The 17,432-nt window shown below is 42.9% G+C and carries 19 protein-coding genes; 1 reads left to right on the top strand and 18 read right to left on the bottom strand.

The window, feature by feature from the left end; genetic code table 11:
* Positions 1-13: 13 nt before the first annotated feature.
* The 11 genes from rnc to ACSLGF_RS00590 all read right to left on the bottom strand — a co-directional run bounded on the left by rnc (position 14) and on the right by ACSLGF_RS00590 (position 10,676).
* Entirely contained in the window at positions 14-757 is a 744-nt protein-coding gene (gene rnc / locus ACSLGF_RS00640) for a ribonuclease III (RefSeq protein WP_034317819.1), read from the bottom strand.
* 192 nt (positions 758-949) lie between these two features.
* A complete protein-coding gene (acpP, locus tag ACSLGF_RS00635) occupies positions 950-1,183 on the bottom strand; it encodes an acyl carrier protein (protein ID WP_003212028.1) in 234 nt (77 codons plus the stop codon).
* Between the two features lie 80 nt (positions 1,184-1,263).
* Complete coding sequence (gene fabG, locus ACSLGF_RS00630) at positions 1,264-2,007, bottom strand: 3-oxoacyl-[acyl-carrier-protein] reductase (protein ID WP_456001458.1); 744 nt, start codon at positions 2,005-2,007, stop codon at positions 1,264-1,266.
* Positions 2,007-2,951: an ACP S-malonyltransferase gene (gene fabD / locus ACSLGF_RS00625; RefSeq protein WP_456001456.1), complete on the bottom strand. Its 945-nt coding sequence runs from the start codon at positions 2,949-2,951 to the stop codon at positions 2,007-2,009. Before fabD ends, fabG begins: the two co-directional genes overlap by 1 nt.
* Before the next feature lie 15 nt (positions 2,952-2,966).
* Entirely contained in the window at positions 2,967-3,965 is a 999-nt protein-coding gene (plsX, locus tag ACSLGF_RS00620) for a phosphate acyltransferase PlsX (RefSeq protein ID WP_456001454.1), read from the bottom strand.
* A 17-nt stretch (positions 3,966-3,982) separates the two neighbouring features.
* Positions 3,983-4,549: a transcription factor FapR gene (gene fapR, locus ACSLGF_RS00615; RefSeq protein ID WP_456001452.1), complete on the bottom strand. Its 567-nt coding sequence runs from the start codon at positions 4,547-4,549 to the stop codon at positions 3,983-3,985.
* A 112-nt stretch (positions 4,550-4,661) separates the two neighbouring features.
* Entirely contained in the window at positions 4,662-6,710 is a 2,049-nt protein-coding gene (gene recG, locus ACSLGF_RS00610) for an ATP-dependent DNA helicase RecG (RefSeq protein ID WP_456001450.1), read from the bottom strand.
* Positions 6,688-7,590 carry an L-serine ammonia-lyase, iron-sulfur-dependent, subunit alpha gene (gene sdaAA / locus ACSLGF_RS00605; protein WP_099726000.1) on the bottom strand — a complete coding sequence of 301 codons (903 nt, stop codon included), beginning with the start codon at positions 7,588-7,590 and terminating at the stop codon, positions 6,688-6,690. The genes recG and sdaAA overlap by 23 nt, the downstream gene beginning before the upstream one ends.
* A 20-nt stretch (positions 7,591-7,610) precedes the next feature.
* A complete protein-coding gene (gene sdaAB, locus ACSLGF_RS00600) occupies positions 7,611-8,273 on the bottom strand; it encodes an L-serine ammonia-lyase, iron-sulfur-dependent subunit beta (RefSeq protein ID WP_456001448.1) in 663 nt (220 codons plus the stop codon).
* A 351-nt stretch (positions 8,274-8,624) separates the two neighbouring features.
* Positions 8,625-10,298, bottom strand: coding sequence for a DAK2 domain-containing protein (locus ACSLGF_RS00595; protein WP_456001446.1), 1,674 nt, complete (start codon positions 10,296-10,298; stop codon positions 8,625-8,627).
* Between the two features lie 15 nt (positions 10,299-10,313).
* Positions 10,314-10,676 carry an Asp23/Gls24 family envelope stress response protein gene (locus ACSLGF_RS00590; RefSeq protein ID WP_099725893.1) on the bottom strand — a complete coding sequence of 121 codons (363 nt, stop codon included), beginning with the start codon at positions 10,674-10,676 and terminating at the stop codon, positions 10,314-10,316.
* 270 nt (positions 10,677-10,946) lie between these two features.
* Between ACSLGF_RS00590 and rpmB the strand changes: the two genes are divergently transcribed.
* Complete coding sequence (rpmB, locus tag ACSLGF_RS00585) at positions 10,947-11,135, top strand: 50S ribosomal protein L28 (protein ID WP_003212514.1); 189 nt, start codon at positions 10,947-10,949, stop codon at positions 11,133-11,135.
* Between the two features lie 69 nt (positions 11,136-11,204).
* On the opposite strand, the gene spoVM is transcribed toward rpmB, so the two are convergent.
* From spoVM to rlmN, 7 genes are all read right to left on the bottom strand, one after another.
* Positions 11,205-11,285, bottom strand: coding sequence for a stage V sporulation protein SpoVM (gene spoVM, locus ACSLGF_RS00580; RefSeq protein WP_008354550.1), 81 nt, complete (start codon positions 11,283-11,285; stop codon positions 11,205-11,207).
* Positions 11,286-11,356: 71 nt separating this feature from the next.
* Positions 11,357-12,001 (bottom strand): thiamine diphosphokinase, encoded by a 645-nt coding sequence (locus ACSLGF_RS00575; protein ID WP_456001444.1) that lies wholly within the window; start codon positions 11,999-12,001, stop codon positions 11,357-11,359.
* A 60-nt stretch (positions 12,002-12,061) separates the two neighbouring features.
* Positions 12,062-12,712 carry a ribulose-phosphate 3-epimerase gene (gene rpe, locus ACSLGF_RS00570; protein ID WP_456001442.1) on the bottom strand — a complete coding sequence of 217 codons (651 nt, stop codon included), beginning with the start codon at positions 12,710-12,712 and terminating at the stop codon, positions 12,062-12,064.
* A gap of 3 nt (positions 12,713-12,715) precedes the next feature.
* Complete coding sequence (gene rsgA / locus ACSLGF_RS00565) at positions 12,716-13,612, bottom strand: ribosome small subunit-dependent GTPase A (protein WP_456001440.1); 897 nt, start codon at positions 13,610-13,612, stop codon at positions 12,716-12,718.
* Between the two features lie 12 nt (positions 13,613-13,624).
* Positions 13,625-15,580 (bottom strand): Stk1 family PASTA domain-containing Ser/Thr kinase, encoded by a 1,956-nt coding sequence (gene pknB, locus ACSLGF_RS00560; protein ID WP_456001438.1) that lies wholly within the window; start codon positions 15,578-15,580, stop codon positions 13,625-13,627.
* A complete protein-coding gene (locus ACSLGF_RS00555; RefSeq protein ID WP_456001436.1) occupies positions 15,574-16,344 on the bottom strand; it encodes a Stp1/IreP family PP2C-type Ser/Thr phosphatase in 771 nt (256 codons plus the stop codon). The genes pknB and ACSLGF_RS00555 overlap by 7 nt, the downstream gene beginning before the upstream one ends.
* A gap of 3 nt (positions 16,345-16,347) precedes the next feature.
* Positions 16,348-17,430 carry a 23S rRNA (adenine(2503)-C(2))-methyltransferase RlmN gene (rlmN, locus tag ACSLGF_RS00550; protein WP_456001434.1) on the bottom strand — a complete coding sequence of 361 codons (1,083 nt, stop codon included), beginning with the start codon at positions 17,428-17,430 and terminating at the stop codon, positions 16,348-16,350.
* Positions 17,431-17,432: the final 2 nt, after the last annotated feature.

Here is a 17,432-nt window from a genome sequence, read left to right as displayed (position 1 = left end):
GACGAGGGGGATTTTATTGGTTCATATGATGTTTCTGCAATTTAGCAAGTGCTTCCTGTGCAGCATGCTGTTCTGCTTCTTTTTTAGAGCGGCCATTTCCAATCCCGAGCACTTCTCCTCGAAGTGATACATTTGCTTCAAATTCCCGGTTATGTGCAGGTCCTTTTTCATGCAGGATTCGGTATTCCAGCACACCTTTTCCATCACGCTGAACAAATTCTTGAAGCTGGCTTTTAAAGTCCATGACATGCGAGAAAGCTCCGTCGTTAATTTTCGGATACACATACCCTTCTAGGAATCGTTCAACAGGTTCCAGCCCTTGATCTAAATAAAGTGCCCCGATAAAGGCCTCGAATACATCTGCTAAAAGTGCGGGGCGCTTTCTGCCACCAGTCATTTCTTCGCCTTTTCCTAAAAGAACAAGGTCTCCGAAGGACAGCTCATGTGCCAGTGACACAAGTGACGGTTCACACACGATCGCCGCTCTCAGTTTTGTTAAGTCTCCCTCGCTCATCGCTGGATATTTCGCAAATAAGAATTGAGAGATGGTCAATTCTAAAACAGCATCTCCTAAAAACTCAAGTCTTTCATTATCCTCGTAAGGTTTTTTCCGGTGCTCATTCACATAAGAGGAATGTGTAAAGGCTTGATATAGAAGTTTTTCATTTTTAAACTGTACGGAAATACGCTGCTGGAATTCTCTAAATTGCTCTAGTTTTTTGCTCTGTTTCTGTTTGTCTTTATAGTGTTTTGGCATAGCAACCTCCAGGTAGGCTTAATCGCCTTTAAGGATACTGATTATATAGATTATATGGAGTCTCTCTTTCTACATGCAAGGAAACATTGCTCCCAGCATCTGAAAAAGGCTGACAATTGATCAGCTGAATGTGTTGAAACTAACATAAATTTTCAAAGTCCCGTCATGAAAGTAGACGGGACTTTGTTACACTTATTGCTGGCTATTTATGTAGTTCACAGCGTCACCGACTGTTGCAATTTTTTCAGCATCTTCGTCAGAAATTTCCATATCGAACTCATCTTCAAGTTCCATAACTAGCTCAACTACATCAAGGGAATCAGCGCCTAAATCTTCTTTAAATGAAGCTTCCATTTTCACGTCAGCCTCATCAACGCCAAGGCGGTCTACAATAATTTTTGATACACGCTCTAATACGTCTGCCATTGCCTTTCACCTCCCCTCAAAGTATTATAGTTGATTCGTTTTTAAAAAACTAGAGAAAACGTAACGAAATTTGATATTTCTTAGGACATGACCATTCCGCCATCCACTTGGATGGTTTGGCCTGTAATATAACCTGCTCCTTCAGAAGCTAAAAAGACAACAACGTTGCTAATATCTTCAGGCGCACCAAAGCGTGCAAGCGGGATTTGTTTTAGCATTTCTGTCTGCACATTGTCATCAAGCTTATCTGTCATATCTGTAGAAATAAAGCCTGGTGCTACTGCATTGACTGTAATATGGCGGCTTGCCAGCTCTTTTGCTGTTGTTTTCGTTAACCCGATGACGCCAGCTTTTGCTGCAACGTAGTTTGCTTGTCCAGGGTTTCCGCATACGCCAACGACTGATGCCACATTGATGATTCTTCCGCTTCGCTGTTTCATCATTTGACGCGTCACGGCTTTTGTACAGTTAAAGACACCTTTTAAGTTTATGTTAATGACATCATCCCATTCATTTTCTTTCATTCTCATGAGTAGGTTGTCCTTTGTAATGCCAGCGTTATTCACAAGAATGTCGATTGAGCCAAATGTATCAATCGCTTGTTTCATTAATGCTTGTACTTCTTCAGCATTTGAGACATCAGCTTTGACAGCAAAAGCCTGCTTGCCAAGTGCTTTGATTTCATCCACTACTTCATTTGCTTTTGCTTCGTTTCCTGAATAATTCACGACAACATTTGCACCATTCTTCGCTAAATCGATCGCGATGGAACGGCCAATACCGCGTGATGCACCTGTTACAACGGCTGTTTTATTTGTATGCATCAAGAATCCCCCTTCAATGTTTGAATTGCTGCTTCAATTGTTTCTTGATCTGAAACGGAAATAGTCGTCAGTCGGCGATTGACCTTTTTCACAAGACCTGAAAGCACTTTGCCAGGACCAATTTCAATAAACGTTGTCACACCTAAATCAATAAGGCGTTCCACACTTTCTTCAAAACGAACAGGAGAATACAATTGTTCAATGAGCTTTGTCTCAATCTCATCACGAGATGTCACGATGTCTGCTGTTACATTTGAAATGACCGGTGTTTTGGCATCCGCAATGTCTAGTTTTGACAGAACATCTGTGAATTTTTCAGCTGCTGGTTTCATTAAAGCTGAATGGAAAGGTCCGCTCACCTCAAGAGCAATTGCACGTTTTGCGCCTTTTTCTTTCGCTTTCTCTGATGCAAGTTCTACACCTTTTGCTGTACCAGAGATGACGATTTGTCCAGGGCAGTTTAAGTTAGCGAGTTCTACAAGATGACCGCTCTCTGTCACTTCTTTTGTTACTTCCAAAAGCGAAGCTTGATCTAGTCCGAGGATTGCTGCCATTGCGCCTTCACCTGCTGGAACAGCTTCATTCATTAATTCGCCGCGTTTTCTGACGGCGTATACAGCATCTTTAAACGAAAGAGCGCCTGCTGCAACGAGGGCTGTGTATTCACCAAGACTGTGTCCTGCTGCATAATCTGCTTTGATTCCACTCTCTTCAAATTTCTTTAAGATGGCGATACTTGTTGTTAAAAGAGCTGGCTGCGCATTATATGTCAGCGTCAGTTCTTCTGCTTCCCCTTCAAAAATTATAGAAGATAAGTCAAAACCAAGGGTCTCGTCTGCTTCTTCAAACACAGCTTTAGATGCTGCTTCTTGGTCAAATAAATCTTTCCCCATGCCAATTTTTTGAGAGCCTTGGCCAGGGAATAAAAATGCAATTTTGCTCATGCTGCTCTACCTCCATTAAGACTCATTCGTGTTTTCTTTTTGGACTTCTTGATAAATGATGGCTGAAACGTCTTTTTCAACGATATCACGTGCCTGACGAATTGCATGGAAAATGGCATTTTCATCAGAGGAGCCGTGCGCTTTAATAACAGGAGCCTTTAAACCAAATAAAGCGGCACCGCCATATTCGGAGTAATCCATTTTAGATTTCATCTGCATCAATTTTGGCTTCATCATGCCAGCTGCTATTTTTGCAGTAAAGCTGGATGTTAATGTTTCTTTCAGCATTTTAAATACGGAAAGGGCTGTGCCTTCAATCGTTTTAAGCGCAATATTTCCTGTAAAACCATCTGTGACAACGACATCGGCTACACCTTCTAATAAATCACGAGACTCCACATTTCCTATGAAATTCAAGTCTGATGCTTTTAGTAATCCAAAGGTTTTTTTCGTTAAATCATTGCCTTTTTTATCTTCTGTTCCTACATTTAAAAGTCCAACGCGCGGATTGCTCTTCGGGAAGACGCGCTCTGCGTAAATAGACCCCATCATGGCATATTGCACAAGATGTTCTGGCTTGGCATCGACATTTGCACCGACATCTAGTAATAAAAACCCGCTGCCATCAAGTGTTGGCAAGGTTGGGGCAAGTGCTGGTCTGTCAATACCATCGATTCTGCCTACGATAAACAGTCCTGCTGTCATGAGTGCTCCAGTATTTCCTGCTGAGATGCAGGCATCTGCTCTTCCTTCGGATACTTCCTGCGCCATTTTCACCATGGATGAATCCTTTTTACGTCTGACTGCACGCACTGGTTCATCTGTCGGTTCAATGACTTCTTTTGCATCTAAAATCGTGATGCGCTCGTTATTTGTTATGTATGGTTTGATTTTGCTTTCATCGCCGACAAGTGTAATGTCGATATCTGAAAATGCTGCTAAGCTTTTTTGCACACCGTCAATAATGGCTTTAGGGGCATGATCTCCCCCCATTGCATCGACTGCAATTCTCATGTGTTATGTGCCACCTTTTACTTTTGTTTTGAGCGATACATGACGAAGTCACCTGAGAAGACAACTTCCTCACCCACATAGCTGTTTACTTCAACTACGGTTCTGCCTTTTTCTTTATCATGCGAGGCTACTTTGGCTTTTGAGACAACTCTTTCGCCTTGTTTGACCTGCCTTGTAAACCTGATATTCGCTTTTGCTGTCAACGCCAGTTCATCGTCGATGACGGCAACTGCCAGCGAATTTGCCTGAGCGAAGAGATGATGTCCCCTGGCAATTTGGTTACGGCTAAATACATGCTCTTTTCTCACTTCAAAAATGGAAATGGCTTGATCATCAAGCTCTACATCAATCATTTCTCCAATCACTTCATCCAGCGGAAGTGACTTCACTTCATCCTCTAATGTCTTTTCGGCCACATGCTTAATTCTTTCGCGTAATTCAGGGATTGACAGCTCCAAACGATCAAGACGAACCGTCTGAATGCTTACACCGAATTTACTTGCCAATTCTTCATCAGTAATGAACGGAGTCGAGCTGATCGTTTGCTGGAGAAGCCTTTGACGTTCTTTTTTATTTAGTTTCATATGCAGACACCATCCGTACATTTATGACTAGGTACTAATAGTAGTATATAATCTCATAGATGATAAATCAATCCTTGTTTCAAAAAGACAAGAAAATTCCTCCAGCTCTCGATCAGCTTAATTTATCTCCGCCCAGCACACCGCTGTCTACAAGCGTTTGCCGAAGTTCTTTGTATTCAGGATCTGTCCAAAAGGCGTCCGATTGCACAAGGTCTGCCGCATCTTTTCTAGCAGTTTCAAGTGCTCTGTAGTCATGGACCATGTCTGCCACCTTAAATTCAGGCATCCCGCTTTGTTTCTTGCCAAAGAAATCACCAGGCCCTCTTAGTTCTAAATCCTTTTCAGACAGCTCAAATCCATCGGTCGTTTCGGACATAATTCGCATTCGCTCTTTACCCGTCTCTGATTTCGGATCAGCCATTAAAATACAAAATGATTGATGCTCTCCGCGGCCGACACGTCCTCTTAGCTGGTGAAGCTGAGACAGTCCGAATCGGTCTGCATCATAAATGACCATGATGGTAGCATTCGGCACGTTAACCCCTACTTCAACGACTGTGGTCGAAACGAGAATCTGGACTTCATTGGTAGTAAAGGCTCTCATCACCTGATCTTTTTCATCACTTGCAAGCTTCCCGTGCATTAAGCCGATCGACCACTTGCCGCGATACGCCTCTGTCAGCATGCTGTGGACATCAATCGCATTTTGAACATCCAGTTTGTCTGATTCTTCAATGAGCGGACAAATAATATACGCCTGTCTTCCTTTTCTCAGCTCTTTATCCACAAAAGCAAGAATCCTCTCGAGCATGTCATGCTTGACCCAATACGTTTCGATTTGCTTTCGGCCAGCTGGTAGTTCATCAATGACGGATACGTCCATTTCTCCAAATACAGTGATCGCAAGTGTTCTTGGAATAGGTGTTGCGGTCATAAACAAGACATCTGGGTCCTGCCCTTTACTTCTAAGCTTTTTTCGTTGTTCCACGCCAAACCGGTGCTGTTCATCTGTGATGACGAGACCGAGCTGCTGAAATTCCACTTCGTCTTGGATGAGAGCATGCGTGCCGACTAATATATCAATCTCGCCCTCTTTCAGACGTTCCAGTAATTCTCTGCGGCGCTTTCCTTTCACAGAGCTAGTCAGCAAGGCGATATTCAGGCCCCATTTTTCAAACAGCTGGTAAAGTGAATCTGCATGCTGTTCTGCCAAAATTTCAGTTGGCACCATCAGCGCACCTTGAAAGCCGGATAAATGAGCGGCATAAAGTGCAATGGCTGCAACGGCTGTTTTCCCCGATCCAACATCTCCTTGGAGCAGCCGGTTCATTCGATACGGGGACGCCATATCGGACATAATTTCATCAAGCACTCTTGATTGTGCCTTAGTCAGCGGAAATGGCAGGCTGTGAACAAACTCAAAGACAGCCTCTTTTGAAAACGGATGCTGGATACCTGATGTTTTTTCTCGTTCTTTCTTCCTGATCGCCTGCATCTTCAGCTGAAAAATCAAAAATTCCTCGTACACAAAGCGGCGTCTTGCTTGCTTGAGCGAGTCTCTTGTTTCAGGGAGATGAATGGTTTTTAATGCATCTTGATAGGACATGAGTTTATAGGCAGTGACAAGCTGCTTTGGCAGTGGATCTTCGGCTTTGTCTACATAAAGCGACAGAGCTTGCTTCACAAAGCGCCTCATCATCTTCACCGTTACATTTTCTTTGACCGAATAAACAGGTTCTATACTGCCATCTTGCTCGTGTGTTCCTTTTTTAAATTCCTGCACCATAATGGATTGACGGTTTTTATCCCATTTTCCTGTGACTGATACCGTATCACCTAAAACAAGGCTTCGTTTTAAATATGGGCGATTGAAGCAAATAGCCGTAATGAGAAAACGCCCGACAAGCAGCCTGAATGTCAGCCTGCTTCGTTTCTTTCCATAATAGGTGAGAACGGGCTCACTGTGCACTTTGCCTTCAACCGTGATACGTTCGTCATGCTTCACTTCTTCTAAGTTGCGAAGCTCATAGTCATCATATCGATAAGGAAAGCAGCCGAGTAAATCGGCTACTGTATGGATTCCTAGTTCATTTAAGGTTTTTTCTGTTTCGGCTCCAATCCCTTTTAGGACTGAGATATTATCTTGCAGTTTCTGTATCACGAGATGAGGTCACACCTCCGAAAATCTTCTTTTCAAGCTCTCTTGCTGTCGGTGTTGCAGCGAGTCCGCCTTGTGCGGTCTCACGAAGGGCTGTTGGCATCGTTTGACCAATTTTATACATGGCATCAATGACTTCATCACACGGAATACGGCTCGTAATACCGGCAAGTGCCATATCTGCTGCAATCATTGCATTTGATGCACCCATTGCGTTTCGTTTCACACATGGTACCTCGACAAGTCCTGCTACTGGATCGCAAACAAGTCCAAGCATATTTTTGAGTGTAATGGCCATCGCTTCAGCAGATTGCTGGGGCGTGCCGCCTGCCATTTCTACAATGGCTGCCGCTGCCATGCCTGATGCTGAGCCTACCTCTGCCTGACAGCCGCCTGCTGCACCAGAGATACTGGCATTATTGGCCACAACAAAACCAAATGCGCCAGAAGTGAATAGGAATCTGACCATTTGTTCCTTTGTTGGCTGTAATGTTTCTTTTACTGCAAATAACGTCCCAGGTACAACACCTGCTGAGCCTGCCGTAGGCGTCGCACAGATGGTCCCCATTGCGGCATTGACTTCATTCGTTGCAACTGCCTTACTGACAGCATCTAATATCGTATGACCAGACAATGTTTTGCCTGATGCGATATATGCTTGAAGTTTGACCGCATCTCCGCCTGTTAAGCCTGATAATGATTTCACACCTTTAAGTCCGTTTTCAACCGCCTGCTCCATCACTTCTAGATTGCGATACATCTGCGAAAATATCTCTTCACGTGACTTCCCTGTCACTTCCATTTCTTGCGCGATCATGATTTCTGAAATGGAGGTATTCCGTTCTTCTGTTAGCTGCACGAGTTCTTTGACGTTTTTAAACATCATACATTACCTCCTTGTTGTTACTCTGCAATTTGTGTGACTTGAATAATGTTAGGCAGCGTTTCAAGCTCTGATAGGACAGCTGGGTCAATATTTTGATCCACTTCAATTGTCATCAGTGCCTCTTGCCCGACATCTTTACGCGCCACTTCCATATGACCGATGTTGATGGCGAATTTCGCTAATACATTGGCAACTGCCGCAATTGTACCGTAGCGATCGTTATGAACGACAAGAATGGCAGGGTGATTTCCTGAAAGCCTTAGCTCGAAACCATTTAATTCGGTGATTTCAATTTTACCTCCGCCGATAGAAATCCCGATTAATTCAAGCTTTCCGTTCGCATCTGAAATCTCTACTTTTGCTGTATTCGGATGCGCTGGTACCGCATCTTCTTCTTTAAATTCGATGTCAATCGCTTTGCTTTTTGCAATATCAATCGCTGTTTTGATTCGTTCGTCAAATGTATCAAAGTCAAGAACACCGCCTATAATCGCTACATCTGTACCGTGTCCTTTATACGTATCTTTAAAAGAACCATAAAATGAAACGACAATTCGTTTCGGTTCTCTTCCGAATAAGCTGCGAGCCACTCTTCCTATACGAGCCGCACCCGCTGTGTGCGAACTTGATGGACCAATCATGACGGGTCCAATAATATCAAACACACTTCTAAATTTCATAGGTCTTCCCCTCTCATAACCACTCACGTATTGGTTTGTTTCTTCCTTTAGACTAATGGATTCATTCGTTTCCCGCAACTCATTTCACCGAGGAATCCCTAGTAAAAAATTGCAAAAGAAGAAGAAGGGCTTTATTTGCCCTTCTTTCAGATTGTTGACAAAGGGCTAAAATGACCTTTATTTTAGCTCTTTGTCTTCTTTTCAGCGTGATAGAAAACCTTTGCAGTCTAGGAAGGACGAGTACCGGAGCGGAGCGAATTTGACATTCGTGAGCACCGGCACGCAGGACTGACACCGAATGCGAGGGTTTGTCTACACGCTGGAAGAAGGGCTTTATTTGCCCTTCTTTCGTTATTCAACAGCCAAAATATATGAATAAAGCGGCTGTTTTCCATCGTGGACTTCAACTTCTACATCTTCAAATGTTTCTTCGATAAAAGCTTCTAACGCTTCCATCTCATCAGATGATGCGTCTTCCCCTTTAATGATTGTGATAATCTCATCATCTTCTGTCACCATTTTGGTCAAAAGCTCTTTGGCTGCATCTAGTTGATTTTTCGCCGTTAAGGTGATTTTTCCGTTGAATAGACCCATATAATCGCCTTTGGCAATGTCGATTCCATCAATTTGAGTATCTCTCACTGCAAAGGTAATTTGGCCGCTTTTCACATGATCAATCGCTTCTAACATCGCTGCTTCATTGTCTTCATTTGAAGCTGTTTCATTTAGAGAAAGAAGTGCTGACATCCCTTGAGGTACGGTCTTCGTCGGAATGACAACGACCTCACGACTTGAGACAGTTGCCGCCTGTTTAGCTGCCATGACAATATTAGAATTATTAGGTAAGATAAAGACGGTTTCGGCATGAATGCTATCAATTGCTTTGACAATGTCTTCTGTGCTCGGATTCATCGTTTGTCCACCCTCGATGACGACGGAAGCCCCGATACTTTTAAACAAGTCAGCAATTCCTTCTCCCATTGCGACACTCACTACTCCGAAGCGCTGTTTTTCAGCAGCGGGTGCTTTTGGTACAGCAGGCGAGTGATCTCTTTCTTCATTCACGATCGAGCTATGCTGCTCTCTCATGTTTTCAATTTTCATATTGATCAGGCTGCCGTAGCGCTGTGCATAAGATAATACATCTCCTGGCTGCTCTGCATGAATATGAACTTTCGCTAGCGTATCATCAGATACCACAAGAAGTGAATCTCCGAATTCGCTTAGGTCTTCTCTGAATGCATTCTCTTCAAAGGACTGTTTGTCTTCTTCAAATTTCACCATAAATTCTGTGCAGTAGCCAAATTCAATATCTTCTGTGTTCATATGGCTTTGCGCACTTTTATGATGTTCTGCACTCACTAGTTCTTTGAGCGTTGGCAAAGAGGCCGTTTTAGAAGGGAGCTCTTCTCCTCTTAAAGAAGCAAGGAAACCTTCATATACACAAAGAAGTCCTTTACCACCACTATCCACAACGCCCACTTCTTTTAAAACAGGAAGCAGATCTGGCGTTCGATCAAGTGATGCTCTTGCCTCCTCAATCGTTAATTCTAACACGCGGTCAATTTGATCTTCTGTCGCTGAAACAGCAACCGCTTTCTTTGCTGCATCTTTTGCAACCGTTAAGATGGTCCCTTCAATCGGTTTCATCACGGCTTTATAGGCTGTATCAACACCTGCCTGCAAGGCAAGGGCAAATTCTTTGGCATCAATCGTCTCTTTTTGTTCTATATTTTTACTGAAACCTCTAAAGAGCTGTGACAGGATCACGCCCGAGTTTCCTCTTGCGCCCATCAATAGTCCTTTTGACAGGGCCACCCCGACCTTACCAATATGATCGGTAGTTGTTTCTTCAACTGCTTTTGCCCCTGAAGTCATCGACAAATTCATATTTGTCCCCGTGTCTCCGTCTGGCACTGGAAAAACATTTAACGCATCAACAATTTGTGCGTTTTGAGAAAGATGGTGAGCACCTGCAAGAATCATTTTTGCAAATGAGCGGCCATCAAGATTTCTAATAGACAATATATTTCCTCCTTACTACGGGTTCGTAACTTTTACTCCTTGTACATAAATGTTGACCGAGTCAACAGAAAGTCCAATCGTGTGAGAAATCGTATATTTGACTTTCGTTTGAACATTATGTGCGACTTCTGATATTTTTGTACCGTAGCTGACGATGATGTACATATCAATATGAATGCTGTCTTCTTTTTGACGCACAAGAACACCCCGGCTGAAGTTCTCTTTGCGGAGAATATCCGTCAAGCCGTCCTTCATTTGATTTTTGGACGCCATGCCAACAATACCATAGCAATCAATTGCAGCGCCTCCTGCCACCATTGCAATGACTTCATTTGATATATCAATTTGTCCGTATTTCGTTCTAAGTTCGATGGACACATTGGTTCCCCCTTTTTGAGAAATTGCCCTGAGTTATCACTATTTTACTATAAGACCCTTCTTTTTAAAAGAAATCATTCAATCCGACCCAATCCTACTTATACTATAGCCTTGATTTTTTATCAAGATGTCAAGGTATTTTTCTTGAAAGAGGAGTAAACAATCCTTGCAAACCCCTTGAAGCTGTGGTAAATTATTAAAGTATCTTGAGGCTTCTCTAAGAACGTATATGAAGAATATGATATGTTTTCGCAGTTAGGAGGGAAACAAATGGCACGTAAATGCGTTATTACAGGCAGAAAAACAAAAGCTGGGAACAACCGTTCTCACGCAATGAACTCTACAAAACGTACATGGGGCGCGAACCTTCAAAAAGTTCGTATTCTAGTGGACGGTAAGCCTAAAAGAGTATATGTATCAGCTCGAGCTTTGAAATCTGGTAAAGTTGAGCGTGTATAAGCAAGAGTAAACGCCTGCTACAATTAACTGTAGCAGGCGTTTTTATGTGGAAATAAAGGAGATTACTCATTAATCTTTCTTAAATGAACCAAGCATCGCACGGACAATGCCCCCAAGAAATCTAGGCAGTTTGATTGTATAAAATTTCATTTTGTCCCCCTCCTAAAAGTACCGCTTGCAGCACAATTGAGCTTAATCAGCCATCCACATTGATAGGTTGGTCAATCTTTGCTTCTTACCATTATTAATATGCCTTCATGAAAAGAAAAAGTACCATTTGAGTGGATGAGTTCGTTACTAATACATAGTGTGGAACCAGGCTCAATATGACAATTTTTCAGAGGATATTTGAAACCTTTTAATGTCAGCTTTTCAACAGGTGTACCAAAGGGGAGAAACGACACGTATTTTTTGTCCAAGTCTTGTTTTATTTCGTATGTGCCAGGTCCAAACATTTGAATGATATTTTGTTTGTCTACAAGTGTGATGGTCTGCTTGTGCTGAATGCCTTTGTAAAGGAGATGGATATTTCCTAGAAAATGATCGGCTCTTCCGCCTGTTATGCCGTATATTCGAATATGGGCTGGGTGCTGACGCAAGGCCCAGTTAAGCGCGAGCTCTAAATCGGTTTCATCTTTTTCTGCCTGAAATACATTCAGGGCAGGTAATTTCTTTTTTAGCTCGCGAAGCTCTTCTTCTGTCACACTATCAAAATCACCAAATGCTTTGGCAGGTACAATACCATGCTCTAGTAAGAAGAGGGTTCCCCTGTCTACGCCAACCCAGAGAATGTCATCTTTAGACGCTTCACGTTCAAGGGGCGGGATGTATTCAAAAGGACCGCCGGCTACGATATGTATGTACATGATATACGCTCCTCTCCATTTAAAAAGAACCAAAGATCACAATGCCTTTGGTTCCTTTCTTTACGCTTCTCGAATCGCTTGAATGGCTGCTGCGCGGTTGTCTTTACCGTATACCGCTGAGCCGGCTACAAGTAAATTAGCGCCGGCTTCCCTGCAGCTCTTTGCTGTTTCTACATTGACACCGCCGTCTATTTCAATGAGTAAATCGGTTAAGCCCTTTTGCTCACTAAGTGCCTTCACTTCTTTTACCTTATTGAGGACAGATGAAATAAACGCCTGTCCACCAAAACCAGGGTTCACCGTCATGAATAACACAAGGTCCACATCCTCTAATACATGCTCAATTTGAGAAACAGGTGTGTGCGGGTTTAGGACGACCCCTGCTTTTACACCTTGTTCTCTAATGTGCTGTATCGTGCGGTGCAAGTGCGGACACGCCTCCACATGGACAGAAATGATGTCAGCGCCCGCTTTTGCGAATGCAGGGATATAACGGTCTGGCTGTTCAATCATTAAATGAACATCCAGCGGAAGATGTGTATGCGGCCTGATCGCTTCCACTACATTCGGTCCAAATGTGATATTCGGTACGAAATGACCGTCCATGACATCAATATGAATATAATCCGCTCCGCCTTGTTCCACATCACGGATATCTTTCTCCAAATTAGCAAAATCTGCTGATAAAATGGAAGGGGCAATATAAACCATGATTTAGTACCTCGGCTTTCTGTCTTTGATTTCAGTTAAAAACTCTAAATAATGCTGATAGCGATACTCTCTGATTTGCTCATGTTCTACCGCATCTTTTACTGCACAGCCTGGCTCTTTCACGTGCAGGCAGCCTCTAAACTTACAATCTGCACTCCGCTCTCTGATTTCTAAAAAGTACAGACCTAAATCTTCCGCTTCGATGCCTGTAAATTCGAGTGAGCTAAAGCCAGGTGTATCTGCAATGAGTCCTTCAGCTGTACGAATGAGTTCCACATGTCTTGTCGTATGTTTCCCCCTGCCAAGATGGGATGAAATATTATTTGTTTTTAGCGCCAAATCCGGGCTCATCGCATTTAAAAGTGAGGACTTGCCTACACCAGACTGACCTGCAAATACGGTCATTTTATGATGAAAGTGCGGGGTCAGCTTTTCAATTCCGTCCCTCTCGATCGTAGATGTTAAATGAACGTCATATCCAATTTGCCTGTAGTCCTCTGCATATGCTTGAATGGTTTTGCGCTCTTGCTCTGTTTTCAGCAAGTCAATTTTTGTAATGCAGATAATCGGCTCAATATGGTTGGCTTCAACAAGTACTAGAAATCTGTCTAAAAGCGATGTGCTAAAGGTTGGCTCTATCGCTGAGAAAACAAGCACCGCTTGATCGACGTTACTGATAGGCGGCCGAACAAGTTCGTTTGTCCGCTCTTTTACTTCCAATAAGTAGCCTTCCTTATCGTTGTCTGCTTGATAGACGACATAATCTCCAACAAGAGGTGTGATTTTATTTTTTCGAAAAATGCCTCTCGCTCTGCACTGAATCACTTTTCCACTTTCTTCAGACTCATCCAGTACATAATAAAACCCGCTTAATGCTTTAATAATTTTGCCCTCAGGCATAAAGTCCCTCCTTTATTCATCATCAGGGTATTCGATCGTTTTGGAGCTCACCACTTTATCATCAACCGTCACCTGATAATACCCTTTTTGACCTGGTTCAATCTTAAATTTAATGGTTCGTTCGGTTGGGGCATTGATTTTAAAGGTTTCATATAAATCAGAAATGCTGTGTTCTGCATCATCAATGGAAATTTGGACATTCATTTCTTGCCCTTCTGTTTCTGGTTCATATGGGATCGCAATCTTTTCAGTTACCGTTTTGGCCGGTTTTTCCTTCGGTCCAAGAGAGAATGTGATGTTGACCGTATCACCTGGTTTGACAGCAGTTCCCGCTCCTGGTTCCTGCTTCATGACCTCGCCTTTTGGCACATCATCAGAATACGCTTCTTTTTCATCAAGCTTTAGTCCATTATCCTCTAGATAATTCGATGCCGCCTGTTTACTATACGTCGTTAAATCCCGTAATGTAATATCGGCAGGGCCTATGCTGACTGTCAAAGTCACTTCTTCATCTGCTGCGACAAGCTCTGTATTCGCTGAAGGTTGCTGTTCCATGACAAGCCCTGATTCGGTGTCATTATCATTCACTTCCTCCACGACGACCTGTTTAAACCCTTTTTTCTCTAATAATTCTTTTGCTTTCTCGACCTTTTCGCCTGTTACATCAGGTAATTCGGTCTTTTCTTTGCCTGTACTTTGGTAAAGCTGAATCTCTGTTCCTTCTTTTACCTTTGTGCCGATTTTCGGATCTGTTTTGACGACAAGCCCTTTTTCAATTTTCTCATCAGCGATATCAATAGGTTCAGCAGCGACGGTAAATCCAGCTTTCTTCAAGGTGTCTTCTGCTTTTTCAACCGTCATGCCCGATACATCTGCGACCTCAACATCTTTTGGAAAGAGTAACCCTGGAAACACAGTGATGGCTAAAATCGTCGCGGCTGTCAGAATGAATAAGATCGATGCCACAACCCAAGGCCATTTTTTTCGTTTCTTTTTCGGTTTTTGTTTCTCTTTTTTCTTTGGTTTTTGAGCAGGATGGACGGCTGTTTTTTCATTGTCTTGGCCGACTTGATGATCTTGAATGATTGGGATGGCTTTCGTTGCTTCATGATCTTCTTCAATGACAAAGCGTTTTTCTTTTAGTCTTGCAGGGTCGAAGGCTGTTTTTAAGTCTTTTTGCATTTCAGATGCATCTTCAAATCGATAAAATGGATCTTTGGCCATCGCCTTTAAAATGATGTTTTCCACGCTTTGTGGAACAGAAGGATTCCATCTTCTCACAGATGGGGGTTCTGATTGCAAATGCTTCAGCGCGACACTAACCGCTGATTCCCCTTCAAACGGCATGCGTCCTGAGATGAGTTCATAGAGCACAATTCCAAGTGAATAGATGTCTGACTTTTTCGTTGCAAGACCTCCGCGTGCTTGTTCTGGAGACAAATAGTGCACGGATCCTAGGACAGAATTTGTATGGGTAATGGTCGCTGAGCTGAGTGCCATGGCAATTCCAAAATCAGTGACTTTGATATTCCCCATGTTGTCTATTAATATATTGTGAGGCTTAATGTCCCGGTGGACGAGCTGTTTCGCATGGGCTTCTTCCATCGCCGCAACGACTTGCTCCATAATGCGAACGGCTTCTTTCGGATGAAGCGGGCCATTGGCGTGTATGTATTCCTTCAGCGTCATTCCCTCGACATATTCCATGACAATATAATAAATGTCATCTTCTTCTCCTACATCGTAGATGCTGACAATGTTCGGATGATCTAAACTTGCTGCTGATTGCGCTTCTCGCCGGAACCGTCTAATAAAATCATCATCGCTTGCAAAGTCAAACCGTAAAATTTTAATCGCTACTTCGCGATCTAAAATCATATCCTCCGCCAAATAAACGTTTGCCATTCCGCCTCCGCCTATGACGCGAAGAATCTGATAACGGCCGCTGATCCTTTTTCCGATCAACACTTGCTGTCACCCTCCTCTGTTTTGGAGGAGATTTCTAACAGTACTGCTGTAATGTTATCTTCACCGCCGTTGTCATTCGCTGTTTGAATTAACTCTGTTACTTTTTCATCCGGTGCGGTCGTTTGCGTTAAGATATGAATCAAATTCTCTTTTTCTACTTTATTCGATAATCCATCTGAGCAAAGCAGGATTTGATCTCCTGGGTCAACTTCAAAGGTGCGTGCATCGATTTGAACGTGTTTATCCGTTCCTAATGCTTTCGTGAGCACATTTTTTCTTGGATGATATTCTGCATCCGCTTTTGAAATCTCACCTGTTTTCACAAGCTCATTGACAAGCGAGTGGTCATCCGTTAGTTGGGTCAGTGCTCCTTCTCTGAGTAAGTAGCAGCGGCTGTCTCCAATATGGGCAATTGTGACCGTTTGCAAATGAATGAGCGCACAAACAATGGTCGTCCCCATTCCTTGGCACTCCTCATTGTTTCTCGCATGTTCATATACTTGGTCATTAATTTCACTAATTTTTGAGATTAACCAGCTTTCTTGATCGGCTGGTTTATTTGGAATTGAAGATGCTGCTTCCCAGTATTCTTTTAAAGAAGATACTGCCATCTTGCTGGCCACATCACCAGCAAGATGACCTCCCATTCCATCTGCTACAACAGCTAGCAGTGTGTCTTCTTTTGCTTCAAAAATACCTGCATCATCTTCATTATGCTGACGGACTTTTCCTGTATCGGTTAAAAAGGCTGCCCTTATCAACATTCGTCACCTCGTCTCTTCCTGACGCTCCTTCGCTCTTAGCTGACCGCAAGCAGCATCAATGTCATGGCCTTGCTCTCGTCTAATCGTTACGTTTACGCCTTTTTCTTTCAGCGTTTTTTCAAATAGGAAGATTTGTTCTCTTGGTGTTCTCACATAATCTCTCTCCGGTACATAGTTCACCGGAATCAGGTTCACGTGGCATTTGATTCCTTTTAATAAATCAGCAAGTTCTTCCGCGTGATGAACTTGATCATTGACTCCGCCAAACAGGCCGTATTCAAAGCTGACACGTCTACCCGTTTTTTGAATGTAGTATTCAATGGCTTCCATTAATTTTGGCAGCTTATACGCCTTATTGATCGGCATCAAGCCGCTTCTAATCTCTGTATTTGGTGCATGCAATGACACAGCAAAGTTGATTTGCATTTGCTCATCAGCGAATTGATAAATCTTTGGAATGATCCCGCTTGTTGAGACAGTAATATGACGCGCGCCAATATTTAAGCCATTGTCATGGTTGATGATTTTGAGGAATGCAAGCATTTCCTCAAAGTTATCAAACGGTTCACCGATACCCATGATGACAACAGAGCTAACTCTCTCATCCGTTTCATCAAGCGCCTGCTGCACTTTCAATACTTGGGCAACGATTTCACCCGCTTCAAGGTTTCGCTTCAAGCCGCCAAGTGTCGATGCACAGAATGTACAGCCAATTCTACAGCCGACCTGCGTGGTCACACACACAGAGTTGCCGTATTCGTGACGCATGAGCACTGTTTCAATTGTATAGCCATCATGTAATTCAAATAAAAATTTGATCGTTCCATCTTGAGATGTTTGTTTGATCACTGTTTTTAATGTGGTGATCGCAAATTGATCCTTTAATTTTTCTCTTAATTCCTTTGAAAGGTTAGACATTTCGTCAAAGGATGTCACACGTTTTTCATAAAGCCATTCAAAAATTTGGGCTGCACGGAAAGGCTTTTCACCTTGTTCTTTTAACCATTCTTTGATTTCGTGAAGCTCAAATGAGTAGATCGACGGCATGTCTGTTTTCAGTTCTTTTCTTACTTTTTGTTCTGTCATTT

The sequence above is a fragment of the Bacillus sp. A015 genome (assembly GCF_053851875.1).
The sequence above is the reverse complement of the archived record's forward strand: the minus strand, read 5'-3'. Positions and strand labels throughout refer to the sequence as shown.

Bases quoted from the DNA above. Each gene is read 5' to 3' on its own strand.
- fabG (WP_456001458.1), bottom strand. From the start codon at position 2,007: ATGCATACAAATAAAACAGCCGTTGTAACAGGTGCATCACGCGGTATT.
- acpP (WP_003212028.1), bottom strand. From the start codon at position 1,183: ATGGCAGACGTATTAGAGCGTGTATCAAAAATTATTGTAGACCGCCTT.
- plsX (WP_456001454.1), bottom strand. From the start codon at position 3,965: ATGAGAATTGCAGTCGATGCAATGGGGGGAGATCATGCCCCTAAAGCC.
- sdaAA (WP_099726000.1), bottom strand. From the start codon at position 7,590: ATGTTTAAAAACGTCAAAGAACTCGTGCAGCTAACAGAAGAACGGAAT.
- fapR (WP_456001452.1), bottom strand. From the start codon at position 4,549: ATGAAACTAAATAAAAAAGAACGTCAAAGGCTTCTCCAGCAAACGATC.
- ACSLGF_RS00555 (WP_456001436.1), bottom strand. From the start codon at position 16,344: ATGTTGATAAGGGCAGCCTTTTTAACCGATACAGGAAAAGTCCGTCAG.
- rpe (WP_456001442.1), bottom strand. From the start codon at position 12,712: ATGGTTTATATTGCCCCTTCCATTTTATCAGCAGATTTTGCTAATTTG.
- rsgA (WP_456001440.1), bottom strand. From the start codon at position 13,612: ATGCCTGAGGGCAAAATTATTAAAGCATTAAGCGGGTTTTATTATGTA.
- rlmN (WP_456001434.1), bottom strand. From the start codon at position 17,430: ATGACAGAACAAAAAGTAAGAAAAGAACTGAAAACAGACATGCCGTCG.
- rnc (WP_034317819.1), bottom strand. From the start codon at position 757: ATGCCAAAACACTATAAAGACAAACAGAAACAGAGCAAAAAACTAGAG.
- ACSLGF_RS00575 (WP_456001444.1), bottom strand. From the start codon at position 12,001: ATGTACATACATATCGTAGCCGGCGGTCCTTTTGAATACATCCCGCCC.
- fabD (WP_456001456.1), bottom strand. From the start codon at position 2,951: ATGAGCAAAATTGCATTTTTATTCCCTGGCCAAGGCTCTCAAAAAATT.
- rpmB (WP_003212514.1), top strand. From the start codon at position 10,947: ATGGCACGTAAATGCGTTATTACAGGCAGAAAAACAAAAGCTGGGAAC.
- sdaAB (WP_456001448.1), bottom strand. From the start codon at position 8,273: ATGAAATTTAGAAGTGTGTTTGATATTATTGGACCCGTCATGATTGGT.
- spoVM (WP_008354550.1), bottom strand. From the start codon at position 11,285: ATGAAATTTTATACAATCAAACTGCCTAGATTTCTTGGGGGCATTGTC.